Genomic DNA, 14364 nt, shown 5'->3' with positions numbered 1-14364 from the left:
GCAACATGCCCAAACGCGCCGATTACGATTTTGCCGGCACCGCCATCGCCCCCGGCACGCGCAGGACGATCGAATTGCCGGTCAGCGTGATGTCCGACCACACGCCGGTCACGATGTCCGTGCATGTGATCCACGGAAAGCAGGACGGCCCGACCATGTTCGTCAGCGCCGGGGTGCACGGGGATGAGGTCATCGGGGTCGAGATCGTGCGACGGTTGTTGCGCACACCGAACCTGAAATCGTTGCGCGGCACGCTGATCGTGATCCCCATCGTCAATGCCTTCGGGTTTCTGAACCACTCACGCTATCTGCCGGATCGACGCGACCTGAACCGGTCATTTCCGGGCAGCGCGCAAGGGTCGCTCGCCTCGCGGCTGGCATCGCTGTTTCTGAACGAGATCGTCCTGCGCTGCGATCTGGGCATCGACCTGCATTCCGCCGCGATCCACCGCACGAACCTGCCACAGGTCCGCATTTCGCCCGACAATGCCCGCACTGCCGAACTGGCGGAGGTTTTCGGCGCCCCCGTCATCCTGCAATCCCCCCTACGAGAGGGGTCGATGCGCGGCGCTGCGAAGGATGTCGGAAAGGACGTGCTGCTGTTCGAGGCGGGTGAGGGCCTCCGCTTCGATGAGATGTCTGTGCGCGCGGGTGTTGCCGGCATCCTGCGTGTGATGCGCCATATCGACATGGTTCCGGCCAAGGGCATCGCGAAACCGAAATCCGCCTCTTATTACTGCAATTCCAGCAAATGGCTCCGCGCCCCGGCGGGGGGGCTCTTGCGGTCGTTCAAGGGCGAGGGCGACGTGGTCAGTGAGGGCGACCTGATGGCCGTCGTCGCTGACCCCTTCGGCAACAAGGAGATCGAGATCCCCGCCCCGTTCAGCGGCATCGTGATCGGCCGGGCCGTGATGCCCGTGGTAAACGAGGGCGACGCAGTCTTTCACCTCGCCCGCGTGACATCCGTGGCCCGCGCGGAGGCGCTGATGGATGGACATACGGATCAGATGACGGACGATCCGCTGTTCGATGAGGATGAGATTATCTGAGCCATAACGCTGCATCCTGACAGGCAACCGTGCGGCACGCTGATGCTGCACTGCGACAATAGGGCCGGACCCACGCGATTGCCTTGGCCGGGGCGCAGGCTTAGCTTCGGACCGATAGATAACGAGGTTGTCCATGCTCGGTTCATTCGACGCAATCCTTCTGGCGCGGATCCAGTTCGCCTTTACCGTGTCGTTCCACTTCCTGTTCCCCGCCTTCACCATCGGGCTGGCCAGTTACCTCGCCGTGCTCAATGGATTATGGCTGTGGACGCGGGATGGCAGATACCTCGATCTGTTCCGGTACTGGGTCAAGATTTTCGCGCTGGCCTTTGCCATGGGTGTCGTGTCGGGCATCGTGATGTCCTACCAGTTCGGCACCAACTGGTCCGTCTTCTCGGACAAGGCTGGGCCGGTGATCGGCGCGCCCATGGCCTATGAAGTGCTGTCGGCGTTCTTCCTTGAGGCGGGGTTCCTGGGCATCATGCTGTTCGGGCGCAGCCGGGTCGGCGACACGCTGCACATGATCGCCTGCGCGGCCGTGGCCTTCGGGACGTTCTTCTCCGCTTTCTGGATCCTCAGCGTCAACAGCTGGATGCAGACCCCCACCGGGTTCGAGATCGACGCCATTACCGGGCAATTCATGCCGGTGGATTTCTGGCAAATCATATTCAACCCCTCGTTCCCCTATCGCCTGCTGCACACCGTTACGGCGGCCTACCTGACCACGGCGTTCATCGTCGGCGGTGTCGGCGCGTTCCACTTGCTGCGCCACCGTCGACGGGGCGAAGCGCCCACGCCCGCGACGCGCACGATGTTCTCAATGGCGATGTGGATGGCGGCGATCGTAGCCCCTGTGCAGATTTTCTTAGGTGATCTGCACGGCTTGAACACGCTGGAGCATCAGCCGATCAAGGTGATGGCGATGGAGGGGCACTATGAAAGCCACCCCGAAGGCGCACCGCTATACCTGTTCGGCCTGCCAAATGATGAGACGCAGACGCTGGACTATGCGATCGGCATTCCAAAGGTATCCTCGCTGATCCTGCGGCATGATCTGAATGCGCCGATGGACGGTCTGGACACGATCCCGGACGACGAACAGCCGCCTGTGGCAATCGTTTTCTGGTCGTTCCGGATCATGGTCGCGCTTGGCTTTGCGATGCTGGGGATCGGTATGTGGTCGCTGGTGGCGCGGATGCGCAGGCAATTGTACGATGCGACATGGCTGCACCGTGCGGCCCTGATCATGGCGCCCTCCGGCCTGATCGCGGTTCTGGCCGGTTGGATCACGACCGAGGTCGGGCGTCAGCCCTATACCGTCTACGGATTATTGCGTACGGCCGACAGCGCCGCGCCACTGGCAGCACCTGCCGTGGGCGCATCGCTGGTCGCGTTCATCGTGATCTACTTTTCCGTCTTCGGAGCGGGCACGTTCTATATCCTGCGTCTGATGGGCCGTCAGCCCAGTTCGAAGGAGCCGAGGCTGGCCGATTCCGTCAAGGGGCCGATCCGCACCGCCGGAACCACCCCCGCACCCGAAGAGGCGAGCCGCCGCCCCGACACGACAGAAACGGGAGCATGACCATGCCAGTCGAAGGTTTCACACTCGACCTGACCACCATCTGGGCCTTCCTGATCGCGCTGGCAGTGCTGATCTACGTCATTCTGGACGGGTTCGACCTGGGCCTGGGAATGCTGTTCGCGTTGGAGCGAAAGCGTGGCGATCGGGATGTGATGATGAACTCCGTCGCCCCGGTCTGGGACGGAAACGAGACCTGGCTGGTACTGGGCGGCGGCGGTCTGTTGGCGGCATTTCCGCTGGCCTACGCGCTGATCCTGCCCGCGCTCTACGCACCGATCATCGCGATGCTGCTGGCGCTGATCTTTCGCGGGGTCGCCTTCGAGTTTCGCTGGCGGACGGAACGGGGCCGCTGGGCGTGGGACATCGCGTTCATCGCGGGTTCGGGCATCGCCGCATTGTCACAAGGCATCACCCTGGGCGGACTGTTGCAAGGCATCCAGATCGACAAGGCCGCACGCGCCTATTCCGGCGGCTGGTGGGATTGGCTGACGCCATTTTCGCTGACCGTAGGTGTGGCGGTGATGGTCGGCTACATGCTGCTGGGCGCGACCTGGCTGGTGATGAAGACCGGCGGTCCGTTGCAGGAGCGAATGCGGGCCCGCGCATGGCCGCTGGGCGCTGTCACGCTGGCCTTCATCGGTATCGTCAGCCTGTGGACGCCCTTTTTGCAGGATGGGTACTACAATCGCTGGTTCGCGGATTGGCGCATCGCGCTGGCTGGCGGGGTTGCTGCGGCGGTTCTGGCGATTGCGGCGCTGATGTTCCGCTCCCTGACGATCCATCGCCACGAATACCGTCCCTTCGTGCTGGCGCTGATGCTGTTCGTGCTGTGCTTTGTCGGGCTTGGCATCTCGATGTTTCCCTATATCGTGCCGACCGAAATCACGATCTACGAGGCCGCCGCCCCCGCAAAGAGCCAGATATTCATGCTGGTCGGCGCCGTGATCCTGTTGCCTGTCATCCTGATCTACACCGCCTATGCCTACTGGGTGTTTCGCGGCAAGGTTGACGAGGGGACCGGGTATCACTGATGGCCGAACGCCCTTCCCCCCTATGGAAACGGCTGATCTGGTTCGTGGCGATCTGGGTGCTGTCGATCACAGCGTTGGGGATCGTCGCCTACGGCATTCGCCTGATGATCCTGTAGGGCGCGTTCAGGTGAACTTCCGGTACAGTCTGGTCTGATCGAAGATATCTTCCAACGCCTCCATCCGGGTTCGGGCCTCCCCCCAGTTCACGTCCTGCACGGCGGCGATCATGGTTTCCACCAGCAGCAGGGTCGTCGCCATCGAATCCCATGCCGAGGGGACAACGATGCGATTGGAAAAGCAGATATCCGCGACGCTGTGGATCGGGGACCGCCACTGATCGGTGATCAGGATGATCGTCGCACCCTTGGCACGCGCCATCTCGGCCAGCTTCAGCGTGTTGTTCTCATATCGCCGCATGTCGAAAATCACGAAGACATCACCCTGCTTTGCGTCCAGCAGGTGGTGCGGCCACGCGTTCGAGGTCGATTGAATATGTGTGATCCGGGGCCGCACCACCTGCAAGTGCAGGAACAGGTATTCGGCAATGGTATGCGTCACCCTGCCCCCCACGATGAACAGCGGGCGTTCGGTATCCGCAATCAGGGCGCAGGCCGCGTCGAAGGTCGCAGGCTCGGTCTGGGCGAGCGTCAGCCGGATATTGTCGATCACCGCCTCGGTGAAGCGGTTGAGGACATGGCCCGAGGGCGCCCCCTCCGCCCAGGTATCGTGCTTTGCGATGGGGTTCTTGACCTTCGCCTTCAGCTCCTCGCGCAACTCCGCCTGAAAATCGGGATAGTTACGAAACCCCAGCTTTTGCACCATGCGCGCCACGGTCGGCGCTGAAACCTGCGCATCGCGGGCCAGCGCCGAAAGCGGGCCGAGGCCCGAGGCCGGATAGTTTTCCAGAATCGAATGCGCCAACTGCCGTTCCGCGCGGGTCAGCGTGTCGAGCTGGGTCTGAATGCGCTCGGCTATGGTCATTTCCACTTCGGGCAAAGGTGCCTCCATTCTGACGCTTTTCGTTACAGGGCGAACGACGATGTGCGATCCATTACAATATTGTGTTGACATGACGCCCCGCGCGCAAGAGCCTTGTCCCGGTCAGATGGGCAATTGAGGTGAACCAACCATGTCGGATCAGGTCGTTCAAATCGTGAACCCTGACGGTAAATCGCCGGTGCTGCTGGTGTGCGAGCATGCCTCTTACGCCATCCCGGATGACCTGAACGGGCTGGGGCTGACAGCGCAGGAGGCGATCAGCCATGTCGCTTGGGATCCCGGCGCGATGGCGACGGCAACCCTGCTGTCTCAGGCGCTGGATGCCCGCCTGATCGCCAGCCGCATCAGTCGGCTGGTCTATGACGCCAATCGGCCGCCCGAGGCACCGGATGCCATTCCCGCGCGCAGCGAGCAAACCCACATAGCAGGCAACGTTGATCTGAGCGCGGCGGACCGGTCCGAGCGCGTGACACGATATTACACGCCCTTTCGCGATGCTCTGGCGGCACAGGTCGCCGCACGGCCCGCGCCCGTGATCGTCACGATCCACAGTTTCACCCCGGTCTATAACGGCAAGGAACGGCATGTCGAAATCGGCGTTCTGCACGATGCGGACACCCGGCTTGCCGACGCGATGCTGGCAGAGGCTGCGCGCTTCACCGATTTGCAGGTCGAGCGTAACGCGCCCTATGGACCCGAGGACGGCGTCACCCACACCTTGCTGGAACATGCGATCCGCTGGGGGCATCCCAATGTCATGCTGGAAATCCGCAACGACCTGATCGCTGACGCCCAGGGGCAGGCCCGCATCGCGGCGATCCTGAAGCCCTGGCTGACGGCGGCACTGTCCGCGCTGAAGGTGGCGGCATGAGGGTGCTGCGTCGCTTCATCGGGGCCGTGGACGGGGTGAACTATTACACCGGTCGCGTGGTGATGTACGGCATCTTCGTGCTGATGGGCATCTTGCTGTGGTCCTCGATATCCAAGACGTTCTTCCTGCCATCGCTGTGGACGCTGGAAATGGCGCAGTTCGTGATGGTCGGATACTACGTACTGGGCGGTCCCTACTCGATCCAGCTGGGATCGAACGTGCGGATGGATTTGCTCTATGGCGAATGGTCCCTGCGCAAGAAGGCATGGGTGGACCTGTTCACGGTGCTGTTCCTGATCTTCTATCTTGGTGTTCTGTTGTGGGGGGCGTTGGCCTCCACCGCCTATTCACTGGGCTTTTGGGGCAGCAACCCGCTGGAATTCTTCGGTGGACTGGTGACGGGATCGCAGGAGGTCGGGCGGCTGGAACGCTCCCCCACCGCATGGCGGCCGGTGATGTGGCCCATCAAGGTGGTCATGATCGTCGGCATATTCCTGATGCTGCTGCAATGCCTTTCCGAACTTTTCAAAGACGTGCTTCGGCTGCGTGGTGAGGCGATCTGATGCCCTATGAAATGATCGCGACATTGATGTTCGCGACGATGATGCTGATGCTGCTGACGGGGCAGCGGGTGTTCGGGGCCATCGGCTTCGTCGCCGTGGTCGCGGCGCTGCTGCTGTGGGGGGACCGGGGCGGTTACGACCTGGGCTTTGCCGCCGCAATGAAGCTGATGAAATGGTATCCGCTGCTGACGCTGCCGATGTTCATCTTCATGGGATATGTCCTGTCGGAGTCCAAGATCGCGGACGATCTGTACAAGATGTTCCATGTCTGGATGGGCGGCCTGCGCGGCGGGCTGGCCATCGGCACCATCGGGCTGATGGTGCTGATCTCCGCCATGAATGGGTTGAGCGTGGCCGGCATGGCCATCGGATCGACCATCGCGCTGCCCGAATTGCTCAAGCGGGGCTATGACAAGCGGATGGTGACGGGCGTGGTGCAGGCGGGATCGTCGCTGGGCATACTGGTGCCCCCGTCCGTGGTGCTGGTGCTGTATGCGATGATCGCGCGGCAACCTGTCGGGCAGTTGTGGCTGGCAGGCGTGGTGCCCGGCCTGATGATGGCCGCCATGTTCATTGCCTATATCGTGATCCGCTGCCGGATGAACCCCGTTCTCGGCCCGGTCCTGCCGCCGGAGGAACGTGACATTCCCCGCGCCGAAAAGCTGCGCCTGCTGCGTGCGGGTCTGCTGCCGCTGGTGATCTTTGCCGTGATGATGGTGCCCTTTGTCAACGGCTGGACCTCGCTGGTCGAAAGCTCCGCCATCGGGGCGATTGCCGCCTTCGCCGCCGCCGTGCTCAAGGGCCGGATGAACCGCGAGGTGTTCGAGAATTCGGTGCGCAACACACTGGGCATCACCTGCATGTTCATGTGGATCATCCTCGCGGCACTTGCCTTCGGCGCGGTGTTCGACGGGCTGGGCGCGGTGAAGGCGATCGAAAGCCTGTTCACCGAAAAACTCGGCCTGAACCCCTGGGTGATCCTGATCCTGATGCAGCTCAGCTTTATCCTGATGGGCACCTTTCTGGACGATACCGCCATGCTGGTCATCGTCGCCCCGCTCTACGTGCCGCTGGTGGGGGCGCTTGGCTTCGACCTGATCTGGTACGGGATCCTCTACACCATCACGACGCAGATTGCGTATATGACACCGCCCTTCGGCTATAACCTGTTCCTGATGCGGGCGATGGCCCCGCCCGAGATTACGTTGCGCGACATCTATAGCTCAATCACGCCGTTCGTGCTGGTGATGATCGGCGCGCTGATACTGGTCATGGCCTTTCCCGGCATCGCCACGTGGCTGCCGCAGGTCATCTACGGAAACTAAACAAAGAGCAGGTGCAGCCTGCCGAACCCTCAACCAAGGAGAGATATGATGACGTCCAGACGCAAGTTTATCCAAGGAGCCGCCGCCGCCCCGGTCGCGGCTGCCGCCCTTGCCACCCCTGCCCTTGCCCAAGGCACGATCCGCTGGCGGATGCAGACCTATGCAGGTGCCGCGCTGGCCGAACACGTGATCACCCCCGCGGTCGAGGCGTTCAACAAGATCGCGGGCGACCGGATGCAGATCGAGCTGTTCTATGCCGATCAGCTGGTCCCCACGGGCGAGTTGTTTCAGGCGATGCAGCGCGGCACCATCGACGCCGTGCAATCGGATGACGACTCGATGGCCTCCCCCACCGACGTCACCGTGTTCGGCGGCTACTTCCCCTTCGCGTCACGCTACTCGCTCGACGTGCCGGTGCTGTTCAATCAGTACGGTCTGAATGAGATCTGGGACGAGGAATATTCGGCCCTTGGCGTCAAGCACATCTCCGCCGGGGCTTGGGATCCGTGCCATTTCGCGACGAAGGACCCGATCCGGTCCCTCGCCGATCTGGAGGGCAAGCGCATCTTCACCTTCCCGACCGCAGGCCGCTTCATGTCGCAGTTCGGCGTGATCCCCGTGTCCCTGCCGTGGGAGGATATCGAGGTCGCGATGCAAACCGGAGAGCTGGACGGCATCGCGTGGTCCGGCATCACCGAGGATTACACCGTCGGCTGGGCGGACGTGACCAACTACTTCCTGACCAACAACATCTCCGGTGCGTGGGCCGGATCGTTCTTCGCCAATATGGAGCGTTGGAACGAGCTGCCCGAGGATCTGCAAACCCTGTTCCGCGTCTGCTGCGACCAGTCGCATTACTATCGCCAATGGTGGTATTGGGGGGGTGAGGCCGCCCTGCGCGTCAATGGTCCCAAGCTGGAACTGACCACGATCCCCGATGATGAATGGCAGAAGGTCGAGGATGCCGCGCAGGAGTTCTGGGAGGAGATCGCCGCCGAGAGCGACGTGAAGCGCCGCGTGGTGGATATCATCAAGCAGTACAACGCCGATATGGTGAAGGCCGGTCGACCCTACCGCTACACCTGATAAAGTGCGGGGCGGCCCATCCGGGTCGCCCCTCTACTGCCGGAGCACCGCATGTCCGACCACGCTGAACTGAAACGCGAAAACGCCAAAATCCTGCGAAAGCTGGCCAAGGAACTGGACCTTTCGCAACCGCGTGAGATCGAGTTCGCCGCCGCATTTCCAACCCGCGAACAGGCGCAGCAGGCTGCGGATTACCTCAACGCACGGGCGCAATCGCGCGCACTGCGCGCCACGGTGATCGCGGCCGGTGACGATTTCGATTGCGTCCTGCGCGTGCATATGGTGCCCGACCTCTATGACATTACCGATATCGAAAGCGTTCTGGCCGAGGCCACCGACCGCTTCGATGGCTTTGAGACCGCATGGGATTTTCCCGGTTAGACCCTTTCACAACAGAGTGTACCCACATGCCTACCCCCCTGACATTCGATGCGCTCAAGGCGCAGGTCGCCGATGGCTCCATCGACACGGTTCTGGCCTGTCTGGTGGACATGCAGGGCCGTCTGATGGGCAAGCGGTTCCACGCGCAGACATTCGTGGACAGCGCCTATCGCGAAACGCATTGCTGCAATTACCTGCTGGCCACCGATCTGGAAATGGCAACGCCCGACGGCTTCGCCGCGACCAACTGGGCCTCGGGCTATGGTGATTACATCATGCAGCCCGACCTCGACACGCTGCGCCCCGTCCCGTGGCTGGAGGGGACCGCGATGGTGCTGTGCGACATCCTGCACCACGACACGCACGCCCCGGTTGCCCATTCCCCCCGCGCGATCCTCAAGGCACAGATTGCCAGGCTCGACGCGATGGGGCTGAACGCGGTGATGGCCACGGAGCTGGAATTCTTTCTGTTTGCCAAGAGCTTCGAGGAGATCGCGCGCGGTGGTTTTCGCGATCTGGAACCGATCAGCGCCTATAACGAGGATTACCATATCCTTCAGACCACCAAGGAAGAGGGCATCATGCGCCCGATCCGCAACCACCTCTACGCCGCTGGCATCCCCGTGGAGGGCAGCAAGGGTGAGGCGGAGGCCGGTCAGGAGGAGTTGAACATCCGCTATGCCGCGGCGCTCGACTGCGCCGACCACCACACCATCGCCAAGCACGCGATCAAGGAAATGGCGTGGTCCAAGGGGCACGCGGTGACGTTCCTGCCGAAATGGGACGCGGGCAAGGTCGGCTCCTCCAGCCATGTGCACCAGTCGCTGTGGCGCGACGGCACATCCGCGTTTCACGACCCTGACGGGGATCTCGGCATGTCCGATCTGATGCGGCACTACATGGCCGGGCTGATCGCCTACGCGCCCGACTACACCTATTTTCTGGCGCCCTACGTCAACAGCTACAAACGCTTCGCCAAGGGGACATTCGCGCCCACGAAAACCGTCTGGTCCATCGACAACCGCACCGCCGGTTTTCGCCTGTGCGGGGCCGGAACCGGGGGCGTGCGCGTCGAATGCCGCATCGGCGGCTCGGACATGAACCCCTATCTGGCGCAGGCCGTGATGCTGGCCGCAGGCATTCGGGGGATCGAGGAAAAGCTGGACCTGCCGCCCCCCTCCTCCGGCGACGCGTACAAGGATGCGGAGGCCGCCGACATTCCGCAAACCCTGCGGGCTGCCACCGAAACCCTGCGCGCCTCGACTTTCCTGAGAGAGGCCTTGGGCGACGAGGTTGTCGAACATTATCTACGCTCCGCCACCTGGGAGCAGGAAGAATTTGACCGCGTCGTGACCGATTGGGAAATCGCGCGCGGATTTGAGAGGGCCTGAACATGATTACCTGTATTTCACCCATCGACGATACGACACTGGTCGAGCGTGAACCGCTTTCCTCCGAGGATGCGGCCAAGGCTGCTGCCCGTGCGCGCGATGCGCAACCCGGCTGGGCCGCCCGCCCGCTGGATGAGCGCATCTCGCTGGTCCGCGCCGCGACGCAGATCGTCGGCACGATGAACGATGAGATTGTGCCCGAGCTGGCCCGCCAGATGGGCCGGCCCGTGCGCTTCGGCGGGGAGTTTGGCGGCTTCGCCCAACGCGCCGATCATATGAGCGACATCGCCGCCGAGGCACTCGCCGATATCGAGGTCGAAGATTCCGGCGAATTTCACCGCTTGATCAAGCGGGTGCCCCATGGCGTCGTGCTGGTCGTAGCCCCGTGGAATTATCCCTACATGACCGCGATCAACACCATCGCCCCGGCCCTGATCGCGGGCAACACGGTGGTCCTGAAACATGCCTCGCAAACCCCCCTGGTGGGGGAGCGTCTGGCCAAGGCGTTCCATCAGGCCGGCATCCCGGAGGATGTGTTCCAGAACGTCTTCCTCGACCATGCCACCACCTCGGAACTGATCGCCGGCGGGGCGTTCGATTTCGTCAACTTCACCGGCTCGGTCGAGGGGGGCCGCGCGATCGAGCGTGCGGCGGCGGGAACCTTCACCGGGCTGGGGCTGGAGCTGGGCGGCAAGGATCCGGGCTACGTGATGGAGGATGCCGATCTGGACGCCGCCGTCGATACGCTGATCGACGGGGCGATGTTCAACTCCGGTCAATGCTGCTGCGGGATCGAGCGGATTTACGTGGTCGAAAGCCTGTTCGACGCCTTCGTCGAGAAAGCCGTGAAGATCGTTGAGGGCTACAAACTGGGCGATCCCCTCGACCCCGACACGACGATGGGCCCGATGGCGCAGCCGCGCTTTGCCGATATGATCCGCGCCCAAACGGCGGAGGCTGTGGCCGCAGGCGCGAAAACCCTGATCGATCCTGCCGTGTTTCCCAAGGATGGCGGTGCTTATCTGATGCCGCAAATCCTCGTCGATGTGGATCATTCCATGCGCGTGATGCGTGAGGAAAGCTTCGGCCCCGTCGTGGGCATCATGAAGGTCGCAGACGATGCGGAGGCGATCGCCCTGATGAACGACAGCGAATATGGTCTGACGGCCTCGCTTTGGACGCAGGATGAGGCGCGCGCCATGTCCATCGCGGACCGGATCGAGACCGGAACCGTCTACATGAACCGGGCAGATTACCTGGATCCGGCACTGTGCTGGACGGGCTGCAAGAACACCGGGCGCGGGGGCGGATTGTCCGTCATCGGCTACCAGAACCTGACCCGTCCGAAATCCTACCACTTCAAGAAGGCCTGAGGCATGAACGTCACAGCAAACTGGTCCTACCCCACCGCGATCCGCTTCGGCGCGGGCCGCATTGCCGAAATCGCCGAGGCGTGCACGGCGGCGGGCATCACCAAACCCCTGCTCGTCACTGACAAGGGCCTCGCCAACCTGCCGATCACCACGCAAACGCTGGACCTGTTGGAGGCAGCGGGCCTGGGCGGCGCCATGTTTGCGGATGTCGATCCGAACCCGACCGAGGTCAACGCCGAGGCCGGTGTGAAGGCCTACCGTGAGGGCGGCCATGACGGGGTCATAGCGTTCGGTGGCGGCTCCGGTCTCGATCTGGGCAAGGTCGTGGCCTTCATGGCCGGGCAGTCGCGCCCGCTATGGGATTTCGAGGATATCGACGACTGGTGGACTCGCGCCGATGCGGATGCCATCGCTCCCATCGTGGCCGTGCCCACCACCGCCGGAACCGGGTCCGAGGTCGGGCGCGCCAGCGTCATCACCAACTCGCAAACGCATGAAAAGAAGATCATTTTTCACCCCAAGCTGTTGCCCGCCGTCGTGATCTGCGACCCGGAACTGACGGTCGGAATGCCGCCGATGATTACTGCGGGCACCGGCATGGACGCCTTCGCCCATTGTCTGGAGGCGTTCTGCTCGCCCCACTACCACCCGATGAGCCAGGGCATCGCGCTCGAAGGAATGCGGCTGGTCAAGGAGAACCTGCCCAAGGTCTTCGCCGACGGCACCGATATCGAGGCGCGCGCCCACATGATGTCCGCCGCCGCGATGGGGGCCACCGCGTTTCAGAAGGGGCTGGGCGCGATCCACGCCCTGTCCCACCCTATTGGCGCGGTGCATCACACACATCACGGCACCACGAACGCCGTCGTCATGCAGCCGGTGCTGCGCTTCAACCGTGCCGCGATCGAGGATCGGCTGGCACTGGCTGCGGCCTATCTGGGCATCGAGGGCGGATATGAGGGGTTCTACGCCTTCGTCGGGGATCTGAACGCTTCGCTGGGAATCCCCGCGACCCTGACCGATCTGGGCGTTGCGAACCCGGATATCGACGCGCTGGTCGCATCGGCATTGATCGACCCCAGCGTCGGCGGCAATCCGGTGAAGATGACCGCCGAAAACACCAGGGCACTGCTGCTGGATTGTTTCTAGAAGGCCAGACCCTTTTCTAGAAAGTCAGACCAGTTTCGAAAAGGTCAGACCGGGGCGGTTGCGCCGCCCCGGTTGATCAGGCCAACCGCGCCGCCGCGAAATCGCGCAGGGTATCGGCAGGGCCTTTCTCGGCCAATGTCTTGACTGCGTTCGCGAATGCCAGCCGCAATGTCTCATTCTGTCCCATCTCACCAAACACATCGTGGATGGCAAGGAAGGCAGACGGGTCGCTCTCCACCTTGCTGGCCGCTGCCAGCAACTGCTCGGCGCGCGGATCGTCCAGAGTGAAGCCGAAATCAGCGTTTGCGGTCTGCGCGCAGTACCGGCACCACAATGCCAGCTCCATCGCCAGACCATCGACAGGCAGGCCCTTGCCCAATGCATTCGCAATCGTGGGCAGCACGAATTTCGGCTGACGGTTCGATCCATCCTGACACAGCCGGGCGATGGTGTCCCCGATCAGCGGGTTCGAGAACCGCTGCACACAGGTCGCCAGATACCCCTCGAAGCTGACACCGGGGATAGGCTCCAGAACGGGGATCACCTCGGACCGCATCAAGGCAACCAGCCAGTCGCGGATCAACGGATCCGCCATCGCATCATGCACATAGACATGCCCCAGTAGAGCCGAGGGATAGGCCAGCGCTGCGTGACCGGCATTGAGGATGCGCAGTTTCATCGTCTCGAACGGGGCCACGTCAGCGACGAATTCGACGCCGACCGTTTCCAGCTGCGGGCGGCCCTGTGGGAAGTTGTCCTCCATCACCCACTGGCGGAACGGCTCACACGCGACGGGGGCGTCATCCTCAATGCCGAACGTCTCGGAGACCAGCGCGCGTTCGCGGGCGGAGGTTCCGGGCGTGATGCAATCGACCATGGAATTGGGAAACGCGACATTTTGCGCGATCCAGTCGGCCAGATCGGTGTCCATCGCGCTGGCCAGACCCAGCACGGTCTGACGGGTGATGTGGCCATTCTCAGGCAGGTTGTCGCATGACAGGATGGTGAACGGGGCGGTCCCCTGCGCCCGGCGGGCCTTCAATCCGGCGATCAGCAGGCCGAACACGGTTTCGGGGCTGTCGGGCTTGGTGATGTCGGCCTGAATGGCCGGCGCGCCCAGATCGAAGCCGCCGGTCGTGGCGTCGACGAAGTAGCCGCCCTCGGTGATGGTCAGCGATACGATGCGGATCGCCGGATCGGTGATGCGCGTCACGATTGCTGCCATGTCGATCTCGCAAAAATCGATCATCGCCCCGGTGACGCGCGCGGTCAGGTTGCCGGGGGCCAGCTCCACCACCGTGGTCAGCCAATCCTGCGATTTCAATATCTTGCGCCTGTCCGCATCGAACGATTTGATGCCCGCCCCGACGATGGCCCAGTCATACCCCGCCCCGGTCGAGAACAGCTTGTCGAGATAGACGGCCATGTGCGCCCGATGAAAGTTGCCGATGCCGATATGCACGATGCCCGCGCTGAGATCGTCGCGCGAATAGGAGGGAACCGTCACATCGTCCTGGAATGAGGGCAGCGCGGACAGGGAAAGTTTCTGAGACATGGAATGATC

The 14364-nt window shown here is 62.8% G+C and carries 14 protein-coding genes; 12 read left to right on the top strand and 2 right to left on the bottom strand.

Annotated elements, in window-relative coordinates; genetic code table 11:
- The first annotated feature begins 5 nt into the window (after positions 1-5).
- From H1S03_RS02220 to H1S03_RS02205, 4 genes are all read left to right on the top strand, one after another.
- Positions 6-1049 carry a succinylglutamate desuccinylase/aspartoacylase family protein gene (locus H1S03_RS02220; RefSeq protein ID WP_166190807.1) on the top strand — a complete coding sequence of 348 codons (1044 nt, stop codon included), beginning with the start codon at positions 6-8 and terminating at the stop codon, positions 1047-1049.
- A gap of 133 nt (positions 1050-1182) precedes the next feature.
- A complete protein-coding gene (locus tag H1S03_RS02215; protein WP_185802936.1) occupies positions 1183-2631 on the top strand; it encodes a cytochrome ubiquinol oxidase subunit I in 1449 nt (482 codons plus the stop codon).
- Entirely contained in the window at positions 2628-3662 is a 1035-nt protein-coding gene (cydB, locus tag H1S03_RS02210) for a cytochrome d ubiquinol oxidase subunit II (protein WP_283810318.1), read from the top strand. The genes H1S03_RS02215 and cydB overlap by 4 nt, the downstream gene beginning before the upstream one ends.
- Positions 3662-3778 carry a DUF2474 domain-containing protein gene (locus tag H1S03_RS02205; RefSeq protein ID WP_185802935.1) on the top strand — a complete coding sequence of 39 codons (117 nt, stop codon included), beginning with the start codon at positions 3662-3664 and terminating at the stop codon, positions 3776-3778. The genes cydB and H1S03_RS02205 overlap by 1 nt, the downstream gene beginning before the upstream one ends.
- Before the next feature lie 7 nt (positions 3779-3785).
- Here H1S03_RS02205 and H1S03_RS02200 read toward each other — a convergent pair whose 3' ends face one another.
- A complete protein-coding gene (locus tag H1S03_RS02200) occupies positions 3786-4670 on the bottom strand; it encodes a MurR/RpiR family transcriptional regulator (protein WP_185802934.1) in 885 nt (294 codons plus the stop codon).
- A gap of 121 nt (positions 4671-4791) precedes the next feature.
- Here H1S03_RS02200 and H1S03_RS02195 point away from each other — a divergent pair, with 121 nt between their 5' ends.
- From H1S03_RS02195 to H1S03_RS02160, 8 genes are read left to right on the top strand one after another with little or no spacing between them, the layout of a single operon-like run.
- Positions 4792-5532, top strand: coding sequence for an N-formylglutamate amidohydrolase (locus H1S03_RS02195; protein WP_185802933.1), 741 nt, complete (start codon positions 4792-4794; stop codon positions 5530-5532).
- Positions 5529-6095, top strand: a complete 567-nt coding sequence (locus H1S03_RS02190) for a TRAP transporter small permease subunit (protein WP_185802932.1) — start codon at positions 5529-5531, stop codon at positions 6093-6095. Before H1S03_RS02195 ends, H1S03_RS02190 begins: the two co-directional genes overlap by 4 nt.
- Positions 6095-7420: a TRAP transporter large permease gene (locus tag H1S03_RS02185; protein WP_185802931.1), complete on the top strand. Its 1326-nt coding sequence runs from the start codon at positions 6095-6097 to the stop codon at positions 7418-7420. Before H1S03_RS02190 ends, H1S03_RS02185 begins: the two co-directional genes overlap by 1 nt.
- 48 nt (positions 7421-7468) lie before the next feature.
- Positions 7469-8506, top strand: coding sequence for a TRAP transporter substrate-binding protein (locus H1S03_RS02180; protein ID WP_185802930.1), 1038 nt, complete (start codon positions 7469-7471; stop codon positions 8504-8506).
- A gap of 51 nt (positions 8507-8557) precedes the next feature.
- Positions 8558-8887: a ribonuclease E inhibitor RraB gene (locus H1S03_RS02175; protein ID WP_166190791.1), complete on the top strand. Its 330-nt coding sequence runs from the start codon at positions 8558-8560 to the stop codon at positions 8885-8887.
- 26 nt (positions 8888-8913) lie between these two features.
- The gene (locus H1S03_RS02170) at positions 8914-10278 is read left to right on the top strand and encodes a glutamine synthetase family protein (RefSeq protein ID WP_185802929.1); all 1365 of its coding nucleotides are present in this window, start codon (positions 8914-8916) and stop codon (positions 10276-10278) included.
- A gap of 2 nt (positions 10279-10280) precedes the next feature.
- Positions 10281-11651, top strand: coding sequence for an aldehyde dehydrogenase family protein (locus tag H1S03_RS02165; RefSeq protein WP_185802928.1), 1371 nt, complete (start codon positions 10281-10283; stop codon positions 11649-11651).
- A 3-nt stretch (positions 11652-11654) separates the two neighbouring features.
- Complete coding sequence (locus H1S03_RS02160) at positions 11655-12800, top strand: iron-containing alcohol dehydrogenase (RefSeq protein WP_185802927.1); 1146 nt, start codon at positions 11655-11657, stop codon at positions 12798-12800.
- A gap of 76 nt (positions 12801-12876) precedes the next feature.
- Here the strand turns inward: H1S03_RS02160 and H1S03_RS02155 are convergent, their stop codons facing one another.
- Complete coding sequence (locus H1S03_RS02155) at positions 12877-14355, bottom strand: mannitol dehydrogenase family protein (RefSeq protein WP_185802926.1); 1479 nt, start codon at positions 14353-14355, stop codon at positions 12877-12879.
- Between the last annotated feature and the right edge of the window lie 9 nt (positions 14356-14364).

Origin of the sequence: Pontivivens nitratireducens (assembly GCF_014235845.1) — a bacterium.
GTDB classification, from domain to species: Bacteria; Pseudomonadota; Alphaproteobacteria; order Rhodobacterales; family Rhodobacteraceae; genus Pontivivens; species Pontivivens nitratireducens.
Note: the sequence above shows the minus strand (reverse complement) of the source record. Positions and strands in the feature narration are given on the sequence as shown.

What these genes read in the sequence shown, in the direction of transcription:
- H1S03_RS02185 (WP_185802931.1), top strand. Translation starts at nt 6,095, where the DNA reads ATGCCCTATGAAATGATCGCGACATTGATGTTCGCGACGATGATGCTG.
- H1S03_RS02170 (WP_185802929.1), top strand. Translation starts at nt 8,914, where the DNA reads ATGCCTACCCCCCTGACATTCGATGCGCTCAAGGCGCAGGTCGCCGAT.
- H1S03_RS02180 (WP_185802930.1), top strand. Translation starts at nt 7,469, where the DNA reads ATGACGTCCAGACGCAAGTTTATCCAAGGAGCCGCCGCCGCCCCGGTC.
- H1S03_RS02205 (WP_185802935.1), top strand. Translation starts at nt 3,662, where the DNA reads ATGGCCGAACGCCCTTCCCCCCTATGGAAACGGCTGATCTGGTTCGTG.
- H1S03_RS02190 (WP_185802932.1), top strand. Translation starts at nt 5,529, where the DNA reads ATGAGGGTGCTGCGTCGCTTCATCGGGGCCGTGGACGGGGTGAACTAT.
- H1S03_RS02200 (WP_185802934.1), bottom strand. Translation starts at nt 4,670, where the DNA reads ATGGAGGCACCTTTGCCCGAAGTGGAAATGACCATAGCCGAGCGCATT.
- H1S03_RS02220 (WP_166190807.1), top strand. Translation starts at nt 6, where the DNA reads ATGCCCAAACGCGCCGATTACGATTTTGCCGGCACCGCCATCGCCCCC.
- H1S03_RS02175 (WP_166190791.1), top strand. Translation starts at nt 8,558, where the DNA reads ATGTCCGACCACGCTGAACTGAAACGCGAAAACGCCAAAATCCTGCGA.
- H1S03_RS02215 (WP_185802936.1), top strand. Translation starts at nt 1,183, where the DNA reads ATGCTCGGTTCATTCGACGCAATCCTTCTGGCGCGGATCCAGTTCGCC.
- H1S03_RS02195 (WP_185802933.1), top strand. Translation starts at nt 4,792, where the DNA reads ATGTCGGATCAGGTCGTTCAAATCGTGAACCCTGACGGTAAATCGCCG.
- H1S03_RS02155 (WP_185802926.1), bottom strand. Translation starts at nt 14,355, where the DNA reads ATGTCTCAGAAACTTTCCCTGTCCGCGCTGCCCTCATTCCAGGACGAT.
- cydB (WP_283810318.1), top strand. Translation starts at nt 2,628, where the DNA reads ATGACCATGCCAGTCGAAGGTTTCACACTCGACCTGACCACCATCTGG.
- H1S03_RS02160 (WP_185802927.1), top strand. Translation starts at nt 11,655, where the DNA reads ATGAACGTCACAGCAAACTGGTCCTACCCCACCGCGATCCGCTTCGGC.
- H1S03_RS02165 (WP_185802928.1), top strand. Translation starts at nt 10,281, where the DNA reads ATGATTACCTGTATTTCACCCATCGACGATACGACACTGGTCGAGCGT.